The organism is Streptomyces sp. BK340, assembly GCF_007827595.1.
GTDB lineage: Bacteria > Actinomycetota > Actinomycetes > Streptomycetales > Streptomycetaceae > Streptomyces.
Genome location: NZ_VISR01000036.1, coordinates 1 through 24,633 on the forward strand (window position 1 = coordinate 1; position 24,633 = coordinate 24,633).

The following is a 24,633-nucleotide window of genomic DNA, read 5'->3' on the forward strand; positions in this document are numbered from 1 at the left end:
AGCCGGTGGCCGTTCATCTATGCGGGCATCATCCCGACGCCGGAGCAAACCCCCGGATCAGGTCGAACCCGTACACCATCTCCATGGACGCAACCGGCGGCCGTTCTTCACGCCTCGAGGTGTCGAGCAACGTCGCGTGAAGGAACGGCCGCTGGTGAAGAGTCTCGCCGCTGAACAGTCCACTGAAGCCGCGTTGGGTGTCCTGTCCCACTTTCGGGTCCAGTTCTACGACTGCCTCCACACCCGGGCGGATGCGCTCTTCGAGCTCACCGACGCGGTGCTGTGCGCGGATGGCCCGGTGACGTCGCTGGTCGAGTTGACGCTCACGGCTGAGCACCGGAGCGGGCACGGGGCGATGTACGACGCGGTCAACCATGGCTGGCTGGAGCCGCGCCGCCTGCGCAGGCTGCTCGCCTCCACGCCTCTGCCGCGGGCGGCCGACGGGCGGATCGTGCTCGCCGTCGACGTGAGCAAATGGCTGCGTCCTGACGCCCCGACCAGCCCGGAGCTGCTGTTCTGCCACGTCTACGCTGGCGCTCTGGAAGCAGGACTCGATCGCCCAGCGGGAGCCGGCGACCGCACCAGCTCCGCGACACCGGTGCCGCCTGGCGCATAGGCCAGGTAGTAGGCGATCTAGTCCGGGTGAGCGATGCTGCGGCGGGCCTACCCACCGTGTGACAATGCGTCAGCTGACTGTGGTCAGTAACCAGCCTCCGACCAGCAGGAACAGCGAAGTGCAACTGAAGTATTAGATAGCGTTCTCGCTGGCGATGATGGCAGCCGCTTTCTTGAGGCGACTCCCAAAATCCCTTCTGTATTCAGCCAGTTCAGCGGCATGTGAGTCGATGTATTGCTTGTGATATGCGGAAGCAACTGCAACGTCGATGCCGACGAGATTCAGCGACAGTTTGCATCCCATATCGGCAGACGCGACGGCGATCTGCTCACGCGACGGCCTGTAGTCTTCGATTTTCTTGGGGTCCGGCTTCCATTTCGGGTCAGAGATGGCATCGACCGGCGTCGGGTAATCGAAACCCTTCACCTCCATGCAGTCAGACCACTGTTTGTTGACCGAGGCGATCCGGGGATCGGTAAGCGGCACGTCCGGGCCGCCGCCGGGCATATCGTGAGTACTTCCGACACCGGGCAATGAGCCGCCGACCGCCCTGAACGCATACCCCTGGCACCCCTCCTTGGGTACCGGCTTTCCGTCGTAGCCGGCCAAGCGGGCGCCCGAGGCGTCATGTCCGGTGATCAGGCTCTTCTCTGCGGTGGTTGGCGGCTGGACCTCTGCTTCACGTGTTGCGGCACGTCCACCGGCGGAACGCACAACGCCGTAGCCTTCAGCATGCACGACACTCGGATCAAAGAACCCATATATCGGACTACGGGCCCTCAGGTTGTGCAGTACGAGGGCGGGCTGAGTGTCCGACAGCAGCTTCTTGGGCTCCCGGAACCCGAACCTCTGCATGCATCGCGCGAATGAAATCGCGGCCGCATGCCCAAGAGTGTCCTCCTCGCTCTGCGTCGGAGTGTATGCGTCGATCGGCAGGGAAATGGCATCGGGTGAAGTGATGATGGGTACTGCGCCAAGTGGCGGCGGTTGAGCCGAAGACTTGGCGGAACGGGTGCTGCCGCATCCTGCAATTGCGACCGAGGCGAGTACTGCTGCTATGACCTTGACTCCACGCATTCAGTGATCACTTCTACTCTGCAGACGTTGTCTTGGTACGTGTGAAATGGCGGCCGACCGCACCCGGTGCAGGTTCGGCCAGCCGCCTTCAACTCAAAGCCCCGAGGTCGAGCGGTGCTCTACTGGAAGAGGTCCACCCGGTCCGTCCAGACATACGGCATCGACGTGGTGGTGTAGCTCCCGTAGGCGTACCTGACGCCCGAGTGCAGATCGACGATGTGCCCCCAAGGGCCGGCCGACTGAACCGACGTGGTGCTGTCGATGTTGGCCCAGCCCTCCCCGGAGCCGGTGTAGCAGAACGGGGGGTGGGTGTTGCTGTTGACCTGGATATAGCCAGGCTTTACGGGGCACCCGACCCACGTGACCGTCGCGTCGGCCGGACCGGCCATGGCAACTCCGCCGGCGACGAGTCCGGCCGTCATGGCAGCTGCAGCAAGTTTCCTGCGGATGTTCATTCGCGCAGAGCTCCTTTGGATGTAGTGAAGCGGGATGACGTAGGTGATGCGGGATACAGGGCCGGCGCGAGCAGTTGACGCGCCAACACCCGACGGAGAGATCCAGCCGAGTTCGCGGCTGCCCGGCGACGACGGGCCAAGGCCGGCCAAGGCTTCCCGGTATCGATCATCCGCAGCCATCCACACCGGTGACCAGGCAGAACAGCCGGAAGAAAGACCGGCAGTTTTCCCGGCAGACACCCTGTGATGTACTCACCTGCGCAGGTCCGGATCATCTGACGGGGGCGTGATGAGCGAGGACGGATTCGGCGCACTGTTACGCGCCCGGCGCAGCGGGGCCGGGCTGACGCAGGAGGAACTCGCCGAACGCTCGGGGCTGAGCGTGCGGGCCATCCGTGACCTCGAGCACGGCAGGGTCGCCCGGCCCCGCCGGGAAACGCTGCGACTGCTGGCCACCGCACTCGGCCTGCCCGAGGACGAGGGCGAGGAACTCCTCCGCCTGGCCCGTCAGGCGTTACCGCCGGCCCGATCCGGGCACGCGGACGCCGAGGAGCCGCCCGCTCCCCCCACGACGGCACCCACCGATCATGACGATCCGCAACCCTCAGTCGTCCCGCCAGACGAACCGGACACGCCCCCAAAGGCACAGGCAGCCTGCCATCCGGCCGCACACACACGTGGAAGAGGACCCGCGGCACGCTACGGCATCCTGCTCACCGCCCTGCTGACGGTCACCACGCTCTCCTCCGACCGAGGCCCGCTGCCCACGCTGCCGTCCCACCACAGCCCGCACGCCTCCCGGACCACGCTCTCCTCCGACCGAGGCCCGCTGCCCACGCTGCCGTCCCACCACAGCCCGCACGCCCCCCGGACCACGAACAGGGCTGCCTACGTCGCCCGGATCGGCAATGGCGACGTCAGGTCCCCTTACGGTCCCATGATCACCGGCGCCGACCTGCAGGTGCTGCATGCGGTCACCCGCGGCCAGACGCTGATCGTCACCATCGCGCTCACCGGCGCGGGCTCAGGTGCGGTCACCGTGACCGACACCGCCGGCAACCGCTACCGGCCGGCCGGGCAGATCAACGACCGCGGCCGCCTGCTGCTCTTCGCAGTCATCGGCGCCAAGCCGCTGGACACACTCGATCAGATCACCATTCGCTGGCCGAAAGCCACCGTAGCCACCACCGAGGTCGACGCCTTCCGGAAGATCACCGCCGCTGGACCCTGGATCGCGGCCGAACCCGGCAACAACACAAACACCAGCAGCGAATCCATCAACATGGGCGACCTGCCACTGTGCACTGAAGGTGACCTCTTCTTCACCGCCATGAACGCCCCAAACGGCCCCGCCCCTCAATTCGATCCACCCTGGCAGGAAACACCCTGGCAGCCCGTGGACCCGTCACCCCGCAACGCCACACTCACGACGGCCTACCGCTCCATCGCTTCCACAGAAAGCGACTGCATGGTCCACGGCACCGCGACCCCACCGTGGCTATCCATCACCCTGCGCCTCCACACACAGGCAAGGCCAGGCAGCACGCACTGAGGCGTGCCCCAAGGCCTGCTGGCTCAGTCGCCGGCTGGCGCGCGGTCGCAGGAGCGGCCTGAGCAACTGGAGGACACCACCCCGTCATGGGTACCCTGCCTGGCGGATGCAGTGGCGTGTGCCTTCCATCTGGTCCGGCTGCACCTGGACGTCGGCGGGAAGCTGCCCATACCGCCGGACGAGGAATGCACCAGGGTGAGAACCCGGACTTACGGGCCGTCCAGGACCACCTAAGCAGGTGGCTGAAGACGCAACCGGAACGGGCCGCGCCATCATCGACCGGATCATCCAGGGTGCCCGCCGGGACTGACCGACAGCGGACCGCCTACAGTCTCCGACCGTGCCACGCGGCAGGTCCTGTACGGACCACCCCAGGGAATGCCGGTACGCGGCTGAGGACTGCTGCCGATCGCCATCGCCGCGCCCGCAAGACTTCGACAACGAGCCTCGAAACAGCCGTACGAACGGCTCAGGTCCCGGAGGAGTTCCGGGACCTGAGCCGCACTACGCCAGATCAGATCAGGCGGGAGTGATGTTCTCCGCCTGCGGCCCCTTCTGGCCCTGGCCGATATCGAAGGTCACCTTCTGGCCCTCCTGAAGCTCACGGAAGCCGCTGGCGTTGATGTTGGAGTAGTGCGCGAAGACGTCCGGCCCGCCGCCGTCCTGGGAGATGAAGCCGAAACCCTTTTCGGCGTTGAACCACTTGACGGTTCCGCTGGCCATGCTCACAGCCTTCCAATCGATACCGGACCCGCACCACGCGGACCCGAAAGTGACACCCTTGGTCCGGCACCGCACAGCAAAGCGCCCACGCCAAAGCGCGGGCGGGCACTGGGAGCCAGAACATCTAACGATCACGCTACACGGCGAGATCGGGCCTCACCAGAGAGCAACGGGCGTCGTCCCCCGACACACAGCTCGGCAGGCCGCACTCCCCCACCCCGCCAGCGCCTCCACGTGGCACCCATCAGCTCGGGCCGGAAGAACGCATGCGGGTACAAGAGGCGCTCACCTACCTCGCCACCGCCCTGCATCGGTTCACCTCCCCCGCCGCCCGCATGCTCGCCCTGCAGTGCGCCCTGCGTGCCGACGCCCGTGGCCACACCCGACTGGCTGCGGGACTGCTACGCAGCACGCGCCTGCACGGACGCACGGAAATCTGGGAGGAACTCGCCCACGCAGCCTGGCTGCACTCCCTCGATCTCAGGTCAACGCCGGTGGCGGTGCAGCTGCTCGACGCCGCGATCCTGCAGCAGGTCCCGGGCCGAAGGGCGTGCTGCCGCGCCGCCCACTGGGCGCTGCGCCCCCCCTGCCCCTGCCCAAAACGTCGCCGCCCGGACTGCGGCTGGTCGCACTCGTCCTGGCCGCACACTCAAGCGACCGCACTGTGCACAGCGTCGACATGGACCTGCTCACCCGCCCGGGCGGACATTCGCCTCACCAGACCGCAGAGCTACTCGACCGGCTGGTTGCCGTGCACGCGCTGGCAGCCTGGCACCACAACCGGTACACCGACGAGGTGTTGTGGCAACCGTTCGTGCAGCACTCAAGGGTGCAGCCTGCAGCGCGGCGTCCGCAGCCCATCATCCGGTAGCGCACCTCTCGCCGGAGATCCCACACAAAACCCTGACACAGGAAAGCGTTGCATGCACATGGGTGGGGGTCGGGGGTGGTGCGGTGCAGGGGGTAGCTATTGCAGCGAAGTTGGGGACAGCATCACAGCGGCGCGGACGGCCTGCACCTGGCCCTGGGGCGCATCGGCCCCGTTGACGAGATCGACTCCGGTCAACTGGACCGCCTGGTCACCAAAGCACATGAACGCAAAACGGTTAACTTCCCCCTCCGAGCTGTGCCGATCACGGCGTTCTGCGGCGCGATCCGCTATAGCGTCGCCCCCCCTGGACACCCGTCATTCAGCTGCATGAGGCCCTATCAGCAGCCGGCACCGAGTCGTGTATCCGCCGCGCAAGCCGACGTCGCTGCTTCGCCCGCACCTGGGTATCGCCTACTGCAACCGCCCCATATCCGCCGACATCGTGCGCGACGCCAACGGCCCATTCGGGAGTTCGAAGCGGTGGATGCACTAGGCCGTGTATCGAAAGTGGATCTTGGGCTGTGAATGATCACGGTGCATGGGGCGGGGAGATCTCACGGACGAGCAGTGGGCGGTACTGGAGCCGTTGTTGCCGAAGGGTGCCAGGGCGGGGCGGCCGCCCGTCTGGCCTCGCCGGCGGTTGATCGACGGCATACGGTTCCGGGTCCGTACCGGTGTTCCGTGGCGTGATGTACCTGTCGAGTACGGGCCGTGGGGCCGGGTCTACGACCTGTTCCGCCGATGGCAGCGGAACGGCACCTGGCACCGGATCCTCAACAGACTCCAGTCCCTGGCCGATGCGAAGGGTGCGATCACGTGGGACCTGAGCGTCGGCTCCACGGTCTGCCGCGCCCACCAGCATGCGGCCGGAGCCCGCAAGCAAGGCGATCTGCAGAAGGAACCACCAGGTGGTGTGTTCACCGAACTTCCTGATCACGGGCTAGGAAGGTCGCGCGGCGGGTTTACCACCAAGCTGCACCTGGCCGTCGAGCACGGTCAAAAGCCCATGTCGATCGTGGTGACCGCAGGCCAACGTGGGGACTCGCCGCAGTTCGAAACCGTGTTGGCGCAGGTTCGCGTGCCCCGCCTCGGGCCGGGCCGGCCACGCGTCCGCCCCGATCGCGTGCGGGCGGACAAGGCGTACGCCTCCCGCAAGAACCGCGCCTACCTGCGCCGCCGTGGAATCCGATGCACCATCCCGGACAAGGCCGACCAGGCACGCAACCGCCAGAAGCTCGGCTCCCGCGGCGGCCGACCTCCGCGCTTCGACCCAGCCGACTACCGCGAGCGCCATGCGGTCGAGTGTGGGATCAACCGCCTCAAGAGGCACCGTGCTGTCGCCACGCGCTACGACAAGCTCGCCGTCCGCTACGAGGCGACCGTCCTCGTCGCTGCCATCAACGAGTGGCTGTGACCCTCGATCGTCAGGCGGTGGGATCTACGTTCCACGCCGCAGGCAGATCGCTGCCGCAGAAGACGCAGACGAAGTCGTCCTCGCGCACGATGTTGTGCTCCTGGCAGTCGGGGCACCGCCGGAATACAACCTCGTGGGTGAAGCCGGAAGGCCGCCGGAGCTCCACAGCGTCGAGAGCACGGGCGACCTCCGCCCAGGAGCTGACGTCTGGGCAGTACCCGGTGGACTGGTTGCTGACCTCGTTCACGGTCCACCGGTCTGCCTCGCGCATGAAGCTGATCTCGCCGGCACCCAGAACCATGGCTCCGCCGGCACAGGCCACGTGCTCGCTTCGCCGCGGCGCCAGACGAAGCACACCGTCCATACCGACCACGAAGGTGAACGGTTCGGCCAGCTCCGCCGCCGGGCGCTGCACGATCCAGCCACCGAAGTCAGCCGCCGAGGCGATCCGACGCCCGCCGTCACCAGGCCGGACCGCGGCTTTCAGCTCGACCGGTCCGACATATCGATAACTCCGCCCCCGCCCACTCACGTCAGCCAACCTAGAGCACTTCCGACACACGCCCTAGAAGCCGCAGGTCACGGCAGCGTGACAAGAAACGGATCCTGAGTCTCTACACCGAACCTGTTGGGTCTTACGGCTGATGTCGTAAGCGCACGAGCCGTGTCGTACCGATGTCGTACACGACATCGCCGTGAGACTGGCGCGTGGGTGGGTGTTGCTGCCCTGGGTGTGTGGTGCTCGTCGAGCTCCGGTTGGACTCGACGCGTTTCAGTGGTCCATCCGTCTGTGGTGACGGATCTTGTTGCCGTTCCTCTGTGGACTAATCAGCCCACTCCATGGCTTGGGCGGCGCACAGAGCCGGCGAGCACGAGATATACGGAGGTACCAGTGAAGGCAATCGTCGCGACGGATCCGGCCGCGGAAGCAGCCGGGATCACACTCGCGGAGCGGCCTGAGCCGACGCCGGCGATCAACGACGTCGTCGTTGAAGTCCATGCGTCGGGCTTCGTCCCCGCGGAGTGGGAGTGGCCCTCGACGTGGGTCGATCGCGCCGGTCGCGATCGAGCCCAGGCGATCATCGGCCACGAGTTCGCCGGAGTGGTCACCTCCCTCGGCTACGGCACGACGGGGCTCTCGCTGGGACAGCGGGTGTTCGGGATCACGGACTGGCACCGCGATGGAACCCTGGCCGAGTACGCGGCCGTGGAGGCACGCAACCTGGCGCCGCTGCCGGGGAACGTCGACTTCACGGTGGGTGCGAGCCTGCCGATCTCCGGCCTGACCGCGTGGCAAGGTCTGTTCCAGCACGGTCGTCTTCAGGCGGGGCAGAGCGTCCTCGCACACGGCGCCGCCGGCGCAGTCGGGTCCGTGGTTACGCAGCTCGCCCGGGAGTTCGGCGCCTACGTCATCGGTACCGGGCGGGCGGCGGACCGCCAGGCGGCGCTCGACTTCGGCGCGAACGAGTTCCTCGACCTCGCCACCGAGGATCTCGACGACATCGGCGGGGTCGACGTGGTCTTCGATGTCATCGGCGCTGACATCCAAAGGCGCTCGGCGAGAATCATCCGGCCTGGCGGGACGCTGGTGTCGGTGGTCGGGCCTGTTGAGGCTCGCCCTGTCGACGGCTTGGCGGTCGACTTCGTCGTCGAGTCCGTTCCGAGTCAGCTGGTGGAGATCGTCGACCGGGTGCGGGACGGGCGCCTCCGCACGTACATCGGAACCGTCGCGACCCTCGACGACGCCGTCCCTGCGCTCAACCCGACCGAGCGGCGCAAGGGCAAGACCGTCATTCGCGTGCGCCCCTGAGCGCCCTGGAATGGGCCAACAGCGGTGGTGGGCTGGACGACCGCTGACCTGCCCGGTGTCGGACGAGAAATGCCACGGACTTGAGACTGATCACGGTGACACGGCCGTGAGACAACCAAGAAAGCCCAGGTCGCAAAAGATCGACATGTCGGACGCGGCGAGACCCTGCAACAGTGAAGCCAGTCGCTCTGCCATCCAATCGAGCACCAGAACAGCCAGCGTGAACCCCACTCAATCTGGCTGGTACCAGCGCAGGGACGACCAGACTTCGACGGCGCGCCCTCTTAAGTGCCAAGGTTCGATGGCGCGTGCTCGAGATTGGTTGGCACAGTGTCCTGTGCCACCGATTCCTCATGCGGTTCGTCAAGCCGCGAGGGCAGTCGGTGGCGTGAGCTCGTAGCACCCTCCGTCGCGGAGGAGGGCCCAGAGGACGTTGACGCGGCGGCGGGCGAGGGCGAGGACGGCTTGGGTGTGGCGCTTGCCCTCGGCACGTTTGCGGTCGTAGAACCGGCGGGACTCTTCGGACCGCCGGATGCTGAATAGCGCGGAGGTGTAGAGCACGCGCTGGAGCCGTCGGTTGTACCGCTGGGGGCGTCGCAGGCTGCCGCTGATCTTGCCGGAGCCGCGCGGGACCGGGGCGACGCCGCCGAAGCCAGCGAGACGGTCCGGATTGCCGAAGACGGCCATGCCGCCGCCGGTGGCGGCGAGGAACTCGGTGCCGAGGATGATGCCGAGACCGGGCATGCTGGTGATCACTTCGAAGTGCTGGTGGTCGCGAAATCGGGCCTCGATGAACTTGTCGAGCTCGGCGACCTGGTCGTTGAGGGCCATCACCTCCTTCGCGAGCGTGTGCACCATCTGCGCGGTCAGGTTCTCCCCGGGCAGGCTGGTGTGCTGGCGTTCGGCCGCTTCGACCGCGGTCGCAGCGAGCTGATCGGCTCGGAGGACCTTACGGTTTCGCAGCCAAGTCTCCAGGCGCTTGGCGCCAAGCCGGTGGATGGCCCCAGGGGCCTGATAGCGGTCAGCAGCGTCAGCGGGCCCTTGTTGGTGAGGTCCAGGGACCGTTCCAGGCCGGGGAAGCTCCCGGTGAGCTGAGCCCGGAGCCGGTTGACGGTGCGGGTGCGGTCGGCGACGAGGTCTATGCGCCGGACGGTGAGGATCTTGAGGTCGGTGACCGTCTCGTTGCCGGCGCGTAAGGGGTGCAGGTCGCGGCGGATGCGGACCTGGTCGGCGATGACGGCTGCATCCGCGTCTTCCTAGAGGTTGTCCCGTATGGGACGTGAGTTATCCAGTGAGGGCCAGGTTGTGGAGCCGGGCGATGCCGAGCATCGCCTGGTGAACACCGTGGCCCTTGAGTCGGCAGTCGCGCAGGATCTTCCAGTTCTTCAACCGCGACAGGGCGTGTTCCACCCTGGCCCGCGCCCGGCGGTGGACGGCATTCTCCGCTTCCAGCTGTCGACTGAGACGAGTCTGACCTCGTCGTTTGCGGTGCGGGATGAGCAGGCCGGTGCCCTGGTATCCGCCGTCGGCGATGGTCGGTGCTCCGCGGCAGGCCCGGTCCACGCCGGACTCCGTGAACGCCCGGCAGTCGTTGCGGCTGCCGGGCAGAGGCAGGCCGATCGCCACCACCAGGCGGCTGTTGGCATCAATCACGACCTGCACGTTCGTCGAGTACCGATAGTTCTTGCTGGAGGCGGCCACGCTGCGATCACGGGTGGGCACCAAGGTGCCGTCGACGATGTAGACGGTGTCCTTGCGCGGCCGTCGGGCCGGCGAGATGGCCAGCAAGGGCGCCAGGTGATCGAGGATGCGGTCAGCCGCAGACTTCGAGACACCGAACAACGGCGCCACCTGCCGTAACGTCAGGTTCGTGCGCCAGTACGTCGCTACCAGCAACACCCGGTCCTCCAGCGGCAGCCGCCAGGGACGACACCGCGCTGAACGTCACCACCGCGACGCCGCACCAAAGCCACCAGCCTGGCGAACTGCACCTCGGTCAGCCCGGAGAACGGCTCGATCCACTTGGGATCATCCGCTGAAATCACCCCACCCATGCCCAGTCAACGCACCAACGGTCACACGGGTCACGGGACAACCTTTAGCCCCAGACGTCTTCTCCCTCCACGGCGACGAGGCGCTGCTGTTCTCGCCTCGCTTCGACGAGGCACAAAAGGACCGGGTGGAGAAGGCCGCTGCCGCCTGCCCGGTCCAGGCCATCCTGGTCGACTACTCCGACGAGCCGACGAAGGGTGTGAAGCCTCATGTCGGCTGATACGGACGTCGAGGTCCTGCGGCGTCAGGGCCGCGTTGTCGTGGTCGGTGCGTCGCTGGCCGGTCTGCGTGCAGCGGAGACGCTGCGCGAGAAAGGCTTTACCGGATCCCTGACCATGATCGGCGATGAGCCGTACGAACCCTACGACCGGCCGCCGCTGTCCAAGCAGGCGCTGCTCGGGCGGGCACGGCCTGAGGACACCCTGCTGCCGCGGCGGCGGGACATCGACGCCGAATGGCGTCTGGGCGTCGCCGCCGAGGGCCTCGACCGGGACGCCAAGCAAGTGCGCCTTACGAACGGCGACACCGTCCCCTACGACCGCCTGCTGATCACCACCGGGACCAGAGCACGGCCCTGGTTCCACCCGGAAGAGGCCGCGCTGGACGGGGTGTTCGTGCTGCGCACCCGCGACGACTCCGCGCCCCTGACCCGGAAGCTGACCGGGGGCGTGTCCCGGGTCATGGTGATCGGCGCCGGTTTCACGGGCTCGGAAGTCGCCTCCGGCTGCCGGGAGTTGGGTCTCGATGTCACCGTAGCCGAACGCGGGCCGGCGCCCCTGGTGGGCACACTCGGCGAGGTGATCGGCGCGGTCGCGGACCTGCTGCAGCGGGGGCACGGAGTCGACCTGCGCTGCGGCATCAGCGTCACCGCCCTGGAAGGCGACGACGTGGGGCGGCTCAAGCGGGCCCATCTGTCCGACGGTTCGGCGATCGACGTGGCCGTGGCGGTTGTCTCGCTGGGTGCCATGCGGAACACGGAGTGGCTCGCCGGCTCGGGGGTGGCCGCGGGTCCCCGGGGGATCGCGTGCGACGCCGGGTGCCGGGTGTTCGACGTGAACGGCATCGTCACCGACGACATCTACGCGGCCGGTGACGTCGCCCGCAGTCCCCACCCGCTGTTCGACTACCAGTTCCTGGCTCTGGAGCACTGGGGCAACGCGGTCGAACAGGCCGAGATCGCCGCCCACAACATGATCTGCGCGGGCCCGGATCGCCGTCCACATCTGTGGCTGCCGATGTTCTGGTCCACCCAGTTCGGTATCAACATCAAGTCGGTGGGCGTGCCCTCGCTGGGCGACCAACTGGTGGTCGCCCAGGGGGCGCTCGACGAGGAGCGGTTCGTCGCGGTCTACGGCTACCGAGGCCGCGTCATCGCCGCGGCGTCCTTCGACGGAGCCAAGTGGCTGGGGTTCTACGAGCAGCAGATCGCATCCGGCGCGCCCTTCCCGCCGGAGTACCGCACGGTCGACCGTCACACCCAGACGCTGCAGCCGATCGACCCGGCCTTCCCGGATCCCCACCTGCCCACCCACGGGGCCACAGTCACGCTGACGGGCCACTCACCGAGCGAACGGCGTGTCCAGTTCGTTCCGTCACATGCCTGACCACCGGCCCTGCCCCGTACGGAGCCCTCAGGAGTCACCATGACGTCCGGCACCATCTCCGCGCAGATCATCGACTACGACAACCGGGCCGACCCCTTCTCGCTCTACGCGGAGCTGCGCAAGCAACCGGTCAGGCGCGAGGAGGACGGAACCTATCTGGTCAGTACCTACTACGAGGTGCGGAGCCTGGCCAACGACCCGCGGCTGAGCAACGACACGAGCAACCGTCCACCCGGCTACGCCCGCACCGGGCAGCCGGCGGCGGAGACCGGCCTGCCGCCCAGCTTCATCTTCACCGACCCGCCCGTGCACGACCGGCTGCGGGGCACCATCAACCGGCCCTTCGGCCCCCCGCACAGCCCCAGGTTCCTCGACGGCCTGCGCGGAGAGCTGGCCAAGGTCGTCGCCGAGCTGCTCGACGCCTTCGAAGGCAAGGACCAGGTCGACATCGTCGAGGAGTTCTCCTATCCGCTTCCTGTCACCGCCATCTGCAAGGTCCTCGGCGTGCCGCGCGAGGACGAACCCCGCTTCCACGTATGGGCCGACGCCCTGGCGTCGTCGCTCGATCCCCACTCCGGCGACGACAGTGGCACGGAGCAAGCCCAGCAGGCACGTCAGGACATGGGCGCCTACCTGACCGAGCTGATCGAGACCAAACGCCGCCACCCCGGCCCCGGAATGCTCAGCGCGCTCGCCCCCGACATGACACCGGCGGACCTGGAGGCCACCGCGGTGCTGCTCCTGGTCGCCGGACACGAGACCACCGTCAACGCGATCACCAACACGACCCTGATCCTGCTGCGCCACCCCGACGTCCTCGATCGGTTCCAGAAGGAGCCGAAGCTGGCCGTCCCGCTCATCGAGGAGGTGCTGCGGTACGAGTCCCCGGTCCAGTTCATCCCATTCACCACCGCCCTGGCCGATATCGAGGTCGCCGGCACCACGATCCCGGCCGGCTCGCCGGTCTGGCTCATGCTGGCCGCGGCCAACCGCGATCCCCAACGCTTCCGGGACCCCGACCGGTTCGACCCCGACCGCAAGGACAACGAGCACCTGGGCATGTACACCGGCATCCACTACTGCTTCGGCGCCCCCTCGCCCGCATCGAACTCCACGCGGCCATCCCCGAATTGTTCCGCCGGGTCAGGTTCTCCGGGCTGCTGGAGGACCCGCCGCCGTACCGCGCCAACGCCGTGCTGCGCGGCCCTCGCCACCTTCCCGTGGCGATCGAGGGCGTCAGGGTCTGAGTTGCACGTTGTCGCGGTGTTGCGGGCCGCGAGGCCCGTAGTCGATGTCCGCGCCGGTGTTGCTGCTGGTCATGACCGCGGCGGGAGCGTCGTAGGGATCCATGACCGCTTCGATGAAGATCAGCGTGTCGTTGGGCGCGCTGAGGGCCTCCGCCAGGTCCGCGGGTGTCCTGACGACGAACGACCGCGCCGTGGTGTCCGGACGCAGCACTCTCGGCAGGTCCGCGTAGGCCCAGGTGGCGATGTCGTTGTACTGCTCGGTCTTGCCGAGGTAACCGCGTTCGATGGTGTATCCGCCGTTGTTGATCAGGAAGATCACCGGCTTGTGGTCGTGCCGCAGGATGGTCGACAGCTCCTGCGCGGTCAGCTGGAACGAGCCGTCACCCAGGAACAGCAAGTGACGGCGGTCGGGTGCCGCGGTCAGCGTGCCGAGCAGGGCTCCGACCGAGTAGCCGATCGAGCCCCAGTTGATCGACCCGACGAAGGTGCAGCCCGGCGGGAGGCTAAGGCCGAGAAGAGCGTACGAGGTGCCGTTGTCGAGGAGGAGCACGTCACCCGCCCGGAGGTAGCCCTGGACCGCCTGCCAGTACCCGGCCTGCGTCAGGCGGGCGGATCCGTCCGCCAGGGCTCCCGTCGCCGCGGGCCGCTGCGGTACGGAGCGGCTCGTGACGTGCGGGACGGCGTCCAGCACGCCGCGGATGACCTCCTTGAGCGTCACCGCTTGGTAGTTGTCGTCGCCGACATCCACCGAGTGGCTGTGGGCGCGGATCGTGTTTGCGGGCAATACGGCGGTGAAGTCGCCGGTGGTCACCTCGATCGGCCGGTAGCCGATGGAGAGCAGACAGTCGCTGGTCTCGATCGCCGCGCGCGTGTGCGGCTCGCTTGCCTGGCCGTTGTAGACGCCGACGTAATAGGGGAACGTCTCGTCGATGACCGCCTTGGCTGTGCTGATCACTGCTACGGGGAGCCGCATTTTCTCGGCCAGCCCCATGACGTCGGCTGCCACGCCGAACCGGTCCGCGTCCAGATCCACCAGGACCGCCGGTGACTTGGCGGCGGACAGGTGGGCCGCGATCGCGGTGACGCACGACCGCAGCCGTTCCGGGTCGCTGGGCGGTTGCGCGAGCACCAGCGGAGCTTGCGGAACCTCGATGTCGAGATAGGCGATGTCGGAAGGCAACTCCACGTACACCGGGAGCTTTTCCCGCCACGCGGTGAGGATCAGCCTGTCGATCTCGGTGACCGCGTTGTGCGGGGTCAGCCGCGCCTGCGCGGCGGTCACCTGCGCGTAGGCGCCGAGGAAGCGGTCCCATGTGCCGTCGGCCATCGTGTGGTGCATCCCCAGGCCGCGATCGATGGACTTGAGCGGTATCGACCCGCAGATACAGACCACCGGCACGTGCTCGCTGTAGGAGCCGGCGACCCCGTTGATCGCGCTCAGTGCGCCGACGGCGTTCGTCACGAGGAGCGCGCCCATGCCATTCAGCCGGGCATAGCCGTCCGCTGCGTAGGACGCGTTCAGCTCACTGCAGTTGCCGACCCATTTCAGCGTGCCCGCGTCTTGAAGCTGCTGCAACAATTCGAGGTTGAAGTCACCGGGGACACCGAAGAGGTGGCCGACGCCAGCCTCCTCCAGACGCCGGAGCAGGAAGTCGCCGATCGTCATCCATCGGCTCGGGATGGTGGACATCGCCTGTGCCTCCGAATCGCCGATATCGTCTCCTCCAGGAGGGGAGCGGCTTATATCCATTTTGCGGTGAGAGGCGGCAGGAAGCGCTCCGGGAGCGTTCGCACCCTCGAAGGCGGACCAGCGAAGGAGTGAACCGGCGACTTCACGATGCTCACGCGGACGGCCGGGACACGCGGGACGGTGGACATGTTTGCGGCGCGGACGCCCTATGGCAGTGATGACAATGCGGCAGCGCGGGCTGTTGGTGGCCTGGCCGAGTAGGGTTCCTGCAGGGCCTGATCAGCCCGATCGTCCTGGTCTGCCTGCTGTTCCGACCAACTGCACGCCGTATGAGGGGCTCTCCTGTGGTTCGGGCAGGATGCGGGCGGCGCGGGGCCGCAACTTCGTGACGTTCGCGGCGGGGCGGGCAGGTCGCCGGTAGCGGTCTTGCGGATGCCGGCGTTCTCAGCGGTGGTGGCCACCAAGTCGGCCGGGGAACAGGGGGCACCGACGGAATTCCCTGGTCAGGGCCGATGCAACCTCTGTGTAGATAGTTTCCCGCATTGTCGGGCGATTTTTCCCGCGCCGCAGGCCAGGTGCTTCGACGATGAATGCAGAGACACCCCACAAGCTTCGCTCGCTCGGTAGCTCAAGTGCCGGTGACGTTCCTGGTGAGCAGGCGGAGCAAGTGCTTGGCCATGGCGTCCTGCTCAAGAGTCAGTCCCATGGCCTCACCGATGGCCGCAGGGACGGGACGAGCCTTATCGCGAAGATCCGCACCAGCCGGGGTGAGGTGGATGGAGACGGACCGCTCGTCCTCGGCGCGTCGTTCACGGCGGATCAGGCCACCGGCTTCCAGGCGCTTGAGCAGCGGAGAAAGGGTGCTGGATTCCAGTTGGAGCGCGGTGCCCAGCTCACGGACGGATACGGAGTCCTGCTCCCACAGCACCAGCATGACCAGGTACTGCGGGTAGGTCAGGCCCAGATCGTCCAGCAGGGGCCGATAGCGGACGGTGACCGCCCGCGAGGCGGCGTACAAGGCGAAGCACAGCTGGTCCTGGAGCAGGAGCGAGCCCGGCTCAGCGGCTTGGTGCCCGGTCTCGTCCATGGCTCCGGTCCTCACATCGAATGGTCAGCGAACCCCATTCTACCCTTCCAGGCGCTCACGATTATGTTGCGCTTGATTAAGTTGTGCACGACTAAATCGTGCAGTACTGTTCCAGTCAGTCCCCCCCCAGACGGCCGGCCCTACCGCCCGCCGCCATTCCCCATGAGGAGCGACCCATGTCCGAGACCACCACCCGCCCGGTGCTGGAACCTGCCGCCGCAGCTTTCGCCGAGGCCACCGCAAACCCGCCGTACCTGTTCGACCTGGGGCCGGTCGAAGGCCGCAGGACCGTCGACGAGGTCCAGTCCGGCGAGATCAGCAAGCCGGAAATCGCCGAGGAGTGGGTGACCGTCCCCGGCGGTCCCACCGGATCGGTCAAGGCCCGCATCGTCCGCCCCGCCGACGCTCAGAGCGTGCTGCCGGTGATCGTCTACATCCACGGCGCCGGATGGGTCTTCGGCAACGCCCACACCCACGACCGCCTGGTCCGCGAGCTGGCCGTCGGCGCCCGGGCCGCCGTCGTCTTCCCCGAGTACGACCTGTCTCCGGAGGCCCGTTACCCGGTCGCCATCGAACAGAACTACGCCGTCGCCCGCTGGATCGTCACCGACGGCGCCGCGAAAAACCTGGATGCCACCCGCATCGCCGTGGCCGGCGACTCCGTCGGCGGCAACATGGCCGCGGCGCTGACCCTGATGGCCAAGGAGCGCGGCGACGTCCCCCTGGTGCAGCAGGTGCTGTTCTACCCGGTCACCGACGCCAGCTTCGACACCGGCTCCTACCACCAGTTCGCCGAGGGCTACTTCCTGCGCCGGGACGCCATGCAGTGGTTCTGGGACCAGTACACGACCGACGAAAGTGAGCGCGCCCAGATCACTGCGTCCCCGCTGCGCGCCACCACCGAGCAGCTGACCGGTCTGCCCCCGGCGCTGGTCATCACCGGCGAGGCCGACGTGCTGCGCGACGAGGGCGAGGCCTACGCCAACAAGCTGCGCGAGGCCGGTGTCCCGGTCACGGCGGTGCGCTACCAGGGCATCATCCACGACTTCGTGATGCTCAACGCCCTGCGCGGCACCCACGCCGCCGAGGCCGCCATCACCCAGGCCATCACCACGCTGCGCGACGTTCTGGGCACCAACTGACCAGGCAGCACCCGCCCGATCTGATCCATCTGCAGCCAGCAAGCGTTCGACCGCAAGGCACGCCGCCGCCCGCACCCCGTACAACCAGGAGATTTTCCGTCATGTCCGCACCCTCCCCCCGTATCGACCGTAAGATCGCGCTCGCCGCGACCGTCCCCTTCGTCGCAGGAATCGTCGCGGCCGGCAATGCTCTCGCCTCCCCTGCCTCTCCCAGTTCGTCGAGTGGGCACTCCTCGGTCGTGCTGGAGCACGACGCCCAGGTGTTCGCCGATGCGGCGGCCAAGAATCCCCCCATCTACACCCTGTCGTACGCCGACGCCCGTAAGGCCCTGGACACCGCGCAGTCCGGCCCGGTCCCGCTGCCCCCGGCAGACGTCTCTCACCGCACCCTTCCCGTCGGCCCCACAAGGTGACGATCCGCATCGTCCGGCCCGCCGGAGCGACCGGCAGGCTCCCGGTCGTGATGTACTTCCACGGCGGCGGATGGGTGCTGGGCAACGAGGGGACCCACGACCGCCTGGTCCGGCAGATCGCGAACGGCGCACACGCTGCCGTGATCTTCGTCGACTACACCCCCGCCCCCGAAGCGCACTTCCCGATCCCCATCGAGCAGGCCTACGCCGCCACCAAGTGGGTCGCCGAGCACGGCAACGAGATCAACGTCGACGGTTCCCGGATCGCCCTCGCCGGCGACAGCGTCGGCGGCAACATGACCGCCGCTGTCAGCCTCATGGACAAGCAGCAGCACGGGCCGAAGCTGCGCGGCCAGGTCCTCTTGTACCCGGTGACCAACGCCGCCTTCAACGACGCCTCCTACCGCGAGTTCGCAGGCGGCCCATGGCTCACCCGCAAGGCCATGCAGTGGTTCTGGGATGCCTACGCCCCCAACACCAAGGACCGCAACCAGATCCTCGCATCCCCGCTGCGCGCCACCCTCAATCAGCTCAGCGGACTGCCGAAGGCACTGGTCATCACGGACGAGGCGGACGTGCTCCGCGACGAGGGCGAAGCCTATGCAGCCAAGCTCCGCGCCGCCGGCAACGACGTGACCGCCGTGCGCTACAACGGCACCATCCACGACTTCGCGATGCTCAACGCCCTGCGCAACACCAACGCCGCCCAGGCAGCGGTCGCCCAGGCCAACACCTTCCTGCGGAACACGCTCCACTGACACGCAATGCCTGCCCCCTGTCGGGGAGTGTGGGGCCGACCCAACAGGCCGGCCCCACACTCCCGAGCATCCCGTGCCTGTCCGCACGCCCCGTCAAGATGCGGCCCGTCTCATCGGCAATGGTCCGTGTTCCGCATCACAGGGACACCCTCCGCCCGGCGGACAGTCCAAGGGCGTGACGCACAACTCCACGGCCTCCCGCCTGCTGCGGGACAGTGAGCCCGACCTGCAGCCCAAGGGGTCGCCACGGCGCGGGCGCGATGCGAGCGCATCGCCTGGCGGCCGTCCGACGAATCCTTTCGTCCGGCACGACATCCAGGGGCTGCGCGGGCTGGCCGTCACGCTCGTCGTACTCGCGCACGCCGGAATCTCGTTCATCGCCGGCGGCTACGTCGGAGTCGACGTGTTCTTCGTCATCTGCGGTTTCCTCATCACCCGGGGCCTGCTCCGGGAGGTCGGGCGGACCGGCTCGCTGTCGTCAAGTTCGCCTCGGTCCTGGTGCAGGGTGGCGAGGCGGAGGCCAGCGTACTCGTTGGCCCATTGGGTGGGGCTGAAGTCGATCCGCAGCCGCAGCGGGGCTCCGGGTATGGGGGTGGCGTAGTAGGTGTCGCCGACAACGGCCCTGTCGGCGAAGGGCAACTCGAGTTCGGCGAAGAACTCGCGGGCATGCATGTCCACGTGGGTCTCCCGGGAATGTCAGCGGCGCGGCCCGGTCAGCGCGGGTCGGCTGGTGGTGCTCCAGCGCGGGACGCTGGCAGCGGGCCGGGCGGTCGGCCTGCGGCCGACGGCACGCTGGACGTCGAGCGGGGTCGGGGCTGGCGGCCCCGGCGGAGACGGGCCTGGCCAAGTAGCTGTCCTGTCCCTGGTGATATGCCTCGGCGAGCGCGGTGGTGAAGGCGGTGACGAACTCCGTCGGGCAGGAGTCGTTGAAGCACACGCCCCAGGCAGGGAAGGTAGCCGAGGCGGACCTTGCGGTCGGGTGCGGTCAGGTAGGCATTGCCCATTATGTGGAATCAGGTTTGTCAAGGCTCATTGCGCGCTCACTGGGTCGAGAACATTGCCGCCCTGCACGTCTCCGAGAACACCATCGACGCCTACCGCGTCGAGTTCTGTCACCACCTCAGACCCGGCGCTGGCGCCCACCGCCTGGCGAAGCTGGAGCCCCAGCGCTTGGAGCGCTCCTACAAGAAAATGCAGGACAGCGGGAGTTCGGCGGGTACGTCCACCAGGCCCACCGGACCGTACGGACCGCCCTGAACGTGGAAGGACCTGCTGAAGGCCGCCGAGATCCGCGAAGGCCGCCACACCGCCGGCTTCCGCACCCCAGCCGACATCGCGACGTTCCTCGCTTTCAACCCCCGTATCAAAGCAAGATCAAGAACGCGAGTTAAGGATCTGCACGCCCTCATGCGCGGGCTTCTGCGGCCGTCCGGCGGTGCTCATCGGCAATCTGCACTGCCTGTGTTTCCGGCACGCTGCCGCTGTCAAGGCCGCAGGTGCATCGCACCACTGCGTGTCCGGTCGGGTCATGCTCGATCCATCCTCCCCGGTGTGTTCTGTCCCGGGTGATCGTGTGCACGACTGTTGTGTGTTCCACCATGCGCCCATGCTGATGGCCGTGGCGCGGACTGCCAATACGACGCCCGCCGAGTGGGCGACCGCTGCGGGCCGGCCAAGCGGGCACCCTCGCCGAGCCTGATGGGCGTCATGCGGGCGTGTCGGGGATCAGCTCGTCTGCGCGTTCGCCCGTGACCAGGTAGACCACGCGCCGGGCCACCGAGACCGCATGGTCAGCGAACCGCTCGTAGTAGCGGCCGACCAGTGTCACGTCCACGGCGGTTTCCACGCCGTGCTGCCACTTGTCGTCCATGAGGTGCTGGAAGATCGTGCGGTGCAACTCGTCCATGCGGTCGTCGTCCTTCTCCAGCTGGAGCGCGGCATCGACGTCCTGGGTGAGGATCACTTCGGCGGCCTGCGCCATCAGGCGCTGCGAGAGCTGGCCCATCTCCAGGACCGTTCGTCGTATGTCGCGTGGCACCGCTCGGTTGGGATACCGCATGCGGGCCAGCTTGGCCACGTGCTGTGCCAGGTCACCAGAACGCTCCAGGTCCGCACTCATACGCAGCGAGGTGACCACGACCCGCAGATCCGTAGCTACTGGCTGCTGCCGTGCCAGCACCGTGATCGCTCGATTCTCCAGGTCGCGCTGGAGGTCATCGACCTTTTCGTCGGCTGAGATCACGTTCTCGGCAAGCTGCAGGTCGGCATCGAGGAGAGCGGTCGTGGCCAGGCCGATGGCCGAGCCGACCAGGTTCGCCATCTCCACCAGGCCATCACTGATCGAGGCCAGTTCCTCGTGGTAGGTCTCCCGCATCGCGTCCTCACCGTCCAGTCGTGTGCGCCAGGCTTCGCCCATTGCCAGGCTCGCACACACCGCGCGCAGAGCAGGGGCCACCTGGCGCGACCTGGCGGCCACCCAGATCCGGGGGACTATGGAAGCACCGCGAGGTCTATGGGACACGCCGCAGCCTGAACGCACCAGGGCCGCGTGTCGCGCCGGGCAGGCGGAGGGAGTGCCTGGGATGAGAACAGCCGACCTCTTCGGGGGCGAGGGTGACCAGGCTGACGCCGGGCCGCCGCAGCGCAGTGGGTTGCTGGATCTGCTGAGTGTCGCGGCGGTGCTGCTGGATGCCGAGGGGCGGATCGTGCTGTGGAGCCCGCAGGCCGAGGAGCTGTTCGGCTACACCGCGCAGGAGGCGCTGGGTCGGAACGCGGCGCGGCTGCTGGTCAATGAGCAACACCTGGACCTGATGACCAGGCTGTTCACCGAGGTCATGCGGACGGGCCAGGGGTGGGCAGGCGCCTTCCCCGTCCGGCACAAGGACGGCAGTACCCGGCTGGTGGAGTTCCGCAACATGCGGCTGCTGGACGACCAGGGTGACTTCTACGCCCTGGGCATCGCCACCAACGAGGCAATCCTGCGCCAGGTGGAAAGGGACGTGGCCCTGTCCACCCGGCTGGTATCGCAGTCCCCGATCGGGCTGGCCGTCTTGGACACCGCCCTGCGCTACGTGTCCGTCAACCCTGCGCTCGCGCAGATCAACGGTGTCCCGGCCGAAGACCACCTCGGGCGACGAGTCCGCGAGGCCCTGCCTTTCCTGGAGGTCGATGCGATCGAGGCTGCGCTGCGGCAGGTCCTCACGTCCGGAAGGCCCCTGATCGATCAGCAGAGCGTGGGACGTACTCCCGCCGACCCCGACAACGATCATGCCTGGTCAGTCTCCTACTACCGACTCGACGGTCCCGGCGGTGGGGTACTCGGGGTAGCCATCCTGTTGGTGGATGTCACCGATCGGCACCGCGCCCGGCAGCGCTTGGCCTTGATCGCCGACGGCTCCGCCCGTATCGGCACCACCTTGGATGTGGAACAGACCGCTCGCGAGCTGGCCGACGTCGCCGTCCCCGAGCTCGCCGACATGGCGGCCGTGGACATCCTGGATTCCGTCCTGGACGACCGCCATCCAACGGGGCCCGGCGCCGGCCGGGCACTCTTCCGGGCCCTCGCCGTAAAGGCCGCGTATCCGACCGAGGCCGTCCGCGCCGCCGACCCTCCCGGCCACCTCGCCAGCTACGGCGCGCAGCGCCTGGCCACTCAATGTGTACAGACCGGACGCCCCATTCTGGTAGCCCACGTCGGCGAGCGGGACCTGGCCCGCATCGCCCGTGACGCCGAGGCCGCCGCCATCCTGGCCCGTGCCGGCGTCCACAGCTATCTTTTGACGCCCCTGATCGCCCGCGGCGAGGTGCTCGGCACCCTGGGCCTCACCCGCGCCCGCAACTCGGTACCCTTCGACAACGACGACCTCACCCTGGCCGGTGAGCTGGCCGATCGAGCCGCAGTGTGCATCGACAATGCCCGTCTGTACCAAGGCGCACGCAACACCGCTGTGACCCTCCAGCGAAGCCTGCTGCCGGACCTCCCACCGCAACAGGCGGGCCTGGAGATCGCCTCCCGATATCGGCCCGCCGGAACGACCATCGAAGTCGGGGGCGACTGGTTCGACGTCATCCCCCTCGTGGAAGACAAGACCGCGCTGGTCGTGGGCGATGTGATGGGCAGCGGCATCAGCGCCGCCACCACCATGGGACGCCTGCGCACCGCCACCACCACCCTGGCCGACCTCGACCTACCACCCACCGAGGTACTGCACCACCTCGACAAGATCACCGCAGACCTGGAGCAGTACGCCACCTGCGCCTACACCGTCTACGACCCGCACCGCGCCCTGTGCCACATCGCTGTCGCCGGTCACCTGCCCCCCGTGCTGATGCGCGCGGGCGAGCCCCCCCAACTGCTCGATCTGCCCACCGGTGCACCCCTCGGGGTCGGCGGTGTGGCCTTCGAAGTCACCACCTTCGGCCTGGCCCCCGGCGACCAACTGGTCCTCTACACCGATGGCTTGGTCGAGACCCGCCACCACGCCATCGACGAGCGCCTGGGCCTCCTCCTCCAACTGCTCGACAGACCCGACCGGTCCTCGGAAGAAACCTGCGACCGGCTCCTGGACGCATTGCGCGATCCGGACGACCACGACGACGTGGCCGTACTCATCGCCCGTGCCCGACGCTGGCCCCGGTTACTGATCACTTCACAATGAGTTGAGCGCTGCCGCCCACCGCCACGGGCCCCAGGCGCGTACCGTCCCCGGCCGACGGGATTGTCCTGGCGCAGCCCACCGTCGACCAGGAAGTCGTAGAACAACCGCACCGACACCAGACGCTGCTGGAGCGTCGCGTTCGACAACCCGGCACCCGAGTCCAAAGCCATCACGTTGGCGCCCCGACGGCTGGCACGCGAACCCAACTCCCGTACATGCAGCGCTACATAGGCCCGCGTGGCAAGCCTCGGGTCCACGCTCTCCCGCTCGCACAACTCCAGATGTTCCGCCAGCCCCCGCGCATAGGCATCGACCGTCCTCGGCGCACGCCCCAAGTCCTGCCACACCTGCAGCCAGGCCGCTGCTTGCTCGTGCCGACCGAGTATCGGCCACTTCTCCCTCAGCTCGACCATCTGGTATCGCTGGTCCCTTCAGCCGTTGGTCCCCGTACGAGAGCGCAAGCCTCGCAAGTGATTCCACGTAACTTCTAGGTCGCCGTGGGTCCCAGCCGAGGTCGCGCAGCGGGTCGAGGCCGGGATCGCCGATCGCGGTGGCGCGGGCGAGGTAGCGCGGGGAGACGTAGACGTCCCCGTCGATGGTGTCGTCGTGGGGTAGCACAGAATCCTGGGATGAGGTGAGGCGGGTCACACGGTAGGCAGCAGTGCCGCTTCAAGGTCGGCGGGCCGGCCGGTGTAGTGGAGCGCGGTCAGCCCCAGGTTGCGAGCGGCATGGCAGTGGTCGGCGCGGTCGTCTACGAACGACACGCGCTGCGGGTTGCCAGCGCCGGTGGCCGCAAGGGCGTGGTGGTAGGCGGCCGGGTCGGGCTTGCACACCTGAAGCCGGGCCGAGTACAGGGCCTGGGTCATCATCCGCTGCCAGTCGTGGGTGTCGAGCAGGTCGCTGAGGTGGCGGGTGCGTTGGACAAGAGCACCATCGGCAGCCCCGTCCGGTGGACGCGGCGAAGGACGGACAGAACGCGCTCGTCCGTGGACGACCGTCAGGTCCTCCGGCTCCCAGTCCTGCCGCACCCGCGCTCCTTCACACCAAGCCATGATCACTCGTTCAGCTCAACGAGATGAGCGGTGAGGGGAACGAGGGCCTGGGGTGTCACACAGCGCTACACACGACCGGCCGGGCGGCCTCAGGACGGCACCTGCCGAAGGCACGGGGTCACGCTAGCGTCGGGGCCTCCTTCGGGTTCGGGCCGTACTTGTTCACGCCCGCATTGCTCTTCGTGCAGCAGAAGGCCACAAGGGCGATGGCACCGATCGTCGGGACGAGCCCAGGCGGCGCACGGTGACAGCCCAGGTCGGCAGCATGAACCCGATCAAGGCGATAAGGAAGCCCGCGAGGAGGACCGATGAGTGGGTCGCGAATCCGATACCGCCCAGCACGCCGTAGATGAGGGTGCGGGGTGTCGTCGTCCCACTGGTCCAGCGTCAGGTCGTCCTGGTGCGCGTCGCT

Annotated in this window: 16 protein-coding genes and 7 pseudogenes; 11 read left to right on the forward strand and 12 right to left on the reverse strand. The window is 67.7% G+C overall.

What is annotated here, in order from left to right:
• Positions 1 to 193: 193 nt before the first annotated feature.
• Positions 194 to 529, forward strand: a pseudogene (locus FB157_RS41115) (transposase); the annotation flags it as partial.
• 219 nt (positions 530 to 748) lie between these two features.
• Here FB157_RS41115 and FB157_RS41120 read toward each other — a convergent pair.
• Positions 749 to 1,693: a hypothetical protein gene (locus FB157_RS41120; RefSeq protein WP_145886047.1), complete on the reverse strand. Its 945-nt coding sequence runs from the start codon at positions 1,691 to 1,693 to the stop codon at positions 749 to 751.
• 119 nt (positions 1,694 to 1,812) lie between these two features.
• Positions 1,813 to 2,148: a hypothetical protein gene (locus FB157_RS41125; RefSeq protein ID WP_145886049.1), complete on the reverse strand. Its 336-nt coding sequence runs from the start codon at positions 2,146 to 2,148 to the stop codon at positions 1,813 to 1,815.
• A 289-nt stretch (positions 2,149 to 2,437) separates the two neighbouring features.
• Here FB157_RS41125 and FB157_RS41130 point away from each other — a divergent pair, with 289 nt between their 5' ends.
• Entirely contained in the window at positions 2,438 to 3,700 is a 1,263-nt protein-coding gene (locus FB157_RS41130; RefSeq protein ID WP_145886051.1) for a helix-turn-helix transcriptional regulator, read from the forward strand.
• A 519-nt stretch (positions 3,701 to 4,219) separates the two neighbouring features.
• Here FB157_RS41130 and FB157_RS41135 read toward each other — a convergent pair.
• Positions 4,220 to 4,423: a cold-shock protein gene (locus FB157_RS41135; RefSeq protein WP_094222245.1), complete on the reverse strand. Its 204-nt coding sequence runs from the start codon at positions 4,421 to 4,423 to the stop codon at positions 4,220 to 4,222.
• A 679-nt stretch (positions 4,424 to 5,102) separates the two neighbouring features.
• Here FB157_RS41135 and FB157_RS48990 point away from each other — a divergent pair.
• Complete coding sequence (locus FB157_RS48990; RefSeq protein WP_261386867.1) at positions 5,103 to 5,294, forward strand: hypothetical protein; 192 nt, start codon at positions 5,103 to 5,105, stop codon at positions 5,292 to 5,294.
• A gap of 538 nt (positions 5,295 to 5,832) precedes the next feature.
• Positions 5,833 to 6,708 carry an IS5 family transposase gene (locus tag FB157_RS41145; RefSeq protein ID WP_145886053.1) on the forward strand — a complete coding sequence of 292 codons (876 nt, stop codon included), beginning with the start codon at positions 5,833 to 5,835 and terminating at the stop codon, positions 6,706 to 6,708.
• A 10-nt stretch (positions 6,709 to 6,718) separates the two neighbouring features.
• Here FB157_RS41145 and FB157_RS41150 read toward each other — a convergent pair whose 3' ends face one another.
• Positions 6,719 to 7,240, reverse strand: coding sequence for a hypothetical protein (locus FB157_RS41150; protein WP_145886055.1), 522 nt, complete (start codon positions 7,238 to 7,240; stop codon positions 6,719 to 6,721).
• Positions 7,241 to 7,600: 360 nt separating this feature from the next.
• On the opposite strand from FB157_RS41150, the gene FB157_RS41155 reads away from it, so the two are divergent.
• Positions 7,601 to 8,518, forward strand: a complete 918-nt coding sequence (locus tag FB157_RS41155; protein ID WP_145886057.1) for an NADP-dependent oxidoreductase — start codon at positions 7,601 to 7,603, stop codon at positions 8,516 to 8,518.
• A gap of 363 nt (positions 8,519 to 8,881) precedes the next feature.
• On the opposite strand, the pseudogene FB157_RS41160 reads toward FB157_RS41155, so the two are convergent.
• A pseudogene (locus FB157_RS41160) lies at positions 8,882 to 9,765 on the reverse strand (IS110 family transposase); the annotation flags it as partial.
• A gap of 37 nt (positions 9,766 to 9,802) precedes the next feature.
• Positions 9,803 to 10,572 (reverse strand): annotated as a pseudogene (locus FB157_RS41165) (transposase).
• Between the two features lie 207 nt (positions 10,573 to 10,779).
• Here FB157_RS41165 and FB157_RS41175 point away from each other — a divergent pair.
• Positions 10,780 to 12,174 carry an NAD(P)/FAD-dependent oxidoreductase gene (locus FB157_RS41175; RefSeq protein ID WP_145886061.1) on the forward strand — a complete coding sequence of 465 codons (1,395 nt, stop codon included), beginning with the start codon at positions 10,780 to 10,782 and terminating at the stop codon, positions 12,172 to 12,174.
• Positions 12,175 to 12,213: 39 nt separating this feature from the next.
• Positions 12,214 to 13,421, forward strand: a pseudogene (locus FB157_RS41180) (cytochrome P450).
• On the opposite strand, the gene FB157_RS41185 reads toward FB157_RS41180, so the two are convergent.
• The gene (locus tag FB157_RS41185; RefSeq protein WP_186581915.1) at positions 13,411 to 15,111 is read right to left on the reverse strand and encodes an alpha-keto acid decarboxylase family protein; all 1,701 of its coding nucleotides are present in this window, start codon (positions 15,109 to 15,111) and stop codon (positions 13,411 to 13,413) included. The pseudogene FB157_RS41180 and the gene FB157_RS41185 overlap by 11 nt on opposite strands.
• A 628-nt stretch (positions 15,112 to 15,739) precedes the next feature.
• Complete coding sequence (locus FB157_RS41190; protein ID WP_145886065.1) at positions 15,740 to 16,198, reverse strand: MarR family winged helix-turn-helix transcriptional regulator; 459 nt, start codon at positions 16,196 to 16,198, stop codon at positions 15,740 to 15,742.
• Between the two features lie 176 nt (positions 16,199 to 16,374).
• Between FB157_RS41190 and FB157_RS41195 the strand changes: the two genes are divergently transcribed.
• Together FB157_RS41195 and FB157_RS41200 are read left to right on the forward strand one after the other, a co-directional pair.
• Positions 16,375 to 17,340, forward strand: coding sequence for an alpha/beta hydrolase (locus FB157_RS41195; protein WP_145886068.1), 966 nt, complete (start codon positions 16,375 to 16,377; stop codon positions 17,338 to 17,340).
• A 239-nt stretch (positions 17,341 to 17,579) separates the two neighbouring features.
• A pseudogene (locus tag FB157_RS41200) lies at positions 17,580 to 18,511 on the forward strand (alpha/beta hydrolase).
• A gap of 387 nt (positions 18,512 to 18,898) precedes the next feature.
• On the opposite strand, the gene FB157_RS47750 reads toward FB157_RS41200, so the two are convergent.
• Positions 18,899 to 19,189 carry a hypothetical protein gene (locus tag FB157_RS47750; protein ID WP_186581916.1) on the reverse strand — a complete coding sequence of 97 codons (291 nt, stop codon included), beginning with the start codon at positions 19,187 to 19,189 and terminating at the stop codon, positions 18,899 to 18,901.
• Positions 19,190 to 19,207: 18 nt separating this feature from the next.
• Positions 19,208 to 19,515 (reverse strand): annotated as a pseudogene (locus FB157_RS49000) (hypothetical protein); the annotation flags it as partial.
• A 37-nt stretch (positions 19,516 to 19,552) separates the two neighbouring features.
• On the opposite strand from FB157_RS49000, the pseudogene FB157_RS41215 reads away from it, so the two are divergent.
• A pseudogene (locus FB157_RS41215) lies at positions 19,553 to 19,770 on the forward strand (site-specific integrase); the annotation flags it as partial.
• Between the two features lie 446 nt (positions 19,771 to 20,216).
• On the opposite strand, the gene phoU reads toward FB157_RS41215, so the two are convergent.
• Positions 20,217 to 20,885: a phosphate signaling complex protein PhoU gene (gene phoU, locus FB157_RS41220; protein ID WP_145886193.1), complete on the reverse strand. Its 669-nt coding sequence runs from the start codon at positions 20,883 to 20,885 to the stop codon at positions 20,217 to 20,219.
• A 208-nt stretch (positions 20,886 to 21,093) separates the two neighbouring features.
• On the opposite strand from phoU, the gene FB157_RS41225 reads away from it, so the two are divergent.
• Complete coding sequence (locus tag FB157_RS41225) at positions 21,094 to 23,169, forward strand: SpoIIE family protein phosphatase (RefSeq protein WP_145886070.1); 2,076 nt, start codon at positions 21,094 to 21,096, stop codon at positions 23,167 to 23,169.
• Between the two features lie 644 nt (positions 23,170 to 23,813).
• On the opposite strand, the gene FB157_RS41235 is transcribed toward FB157_RS41225, so the two are convergent.
• Positions 23,814 to 24,197: an HAD-IA family hydrolase gene (locus FB157_RS41235; RefSeq protein WP_398948049.1), complete on the reverse strand. Its 384-nt coding sequence runs from the start codon at positions 24,195 to 24,197 to the stop codon at positions 23,814 to 23,816.
• Positions 24,198 to 24,633: the final 436 nt, after the last annotated feature.

Excerpts from the sequence above, each read along its gene's own strand:
- FB157_RS48990 (WP_261386867.1), top strand. The coding sequence starts at position 5,103 with ATGGACCTGCTCACCCGCCCGGGCGGACATTCGCCTCACCAGACCGCA.
- FB157_RS41195 (WP_145886068.1), top strand. The coding sequence starts at position 16,375 with ATGTCCGAGACCACCACCCGCCCGGTGCTGGAACCTGCCGCCGCAGCT.
- FB157_RS41125 (WP_145886049.1), bottom strand. The coding sequence starts at position 2,148 with ATGAACATCCGCAGGAAACTTGCTGCAGCTGCCATGACGGCCGGACTC.
- FB157_RS41185 (WP_186581915.1), bottom strand. The coding sequence starts at position 15,111 with ATGTCCACCATCCCGAGCCGATGGATGACGATCGGCGACTTCCTGCTC.
- FB157_RS41120 (WP_145886047.1), bottom strand. The coding sequence starts at position 1,693 with ATGCGTGGAGTCAAGGTCATAGCAGCAGTACTCGCCTCGGTCGCAATT.
- FB157_RS41145 (WP_145886053.1), top strand. The coding sequence starts at position 5,833 with ATGGGGCGGGGAGATCTCACGGACGAGCAGTGGGCGGTACTGGAGCCG.
- phoU (WP_145886193.1), bottom strand. The coding sequence starts at position 20,885 with ATGCGGGAGACCTACCACGAGGAACTGGCCTCGATCAGTGATGGCCTG.
- FB157_RS41135 (WP_094222245.1), bottom strand. The coding sequence starts at position 4,423 with ATGGCCAGCGGAACCGTCAAGTGGTTCAACGCCGAAAAGGGTTTCGGC.
- FB157_RS41190 (WP_145886065.1), bottom strand. The coding sequence starts at position 16,198 with ATGGACGAGACCGGGCACCAAGCCGCTGAGCCGGGCTCGCTCCTGCTC.
- FB157_RS41175 (WP_145886061.1), top strand. The coding sequence starts at position 10,780 with ATGTCGGCTGATACGGACGTCGAGGTCCTGCGGCGTCAGGGCCGCGTT.
- FB157_RS41130 (WP_145886051.1), top strand. The coding sequence starts at position 2,438 with ATGAGCGAGGACGGATTCGGCGCACTGTTACGCGCCCGGCGCAGCGGG.
- FB157_RS41225 (WP_145886070.1), top strand. The coding sequence starts at position 21,094 with ATGAGAACAGCCGACCTCTTCGGGGGCGAGGGTGACCAGGCTGACGCC.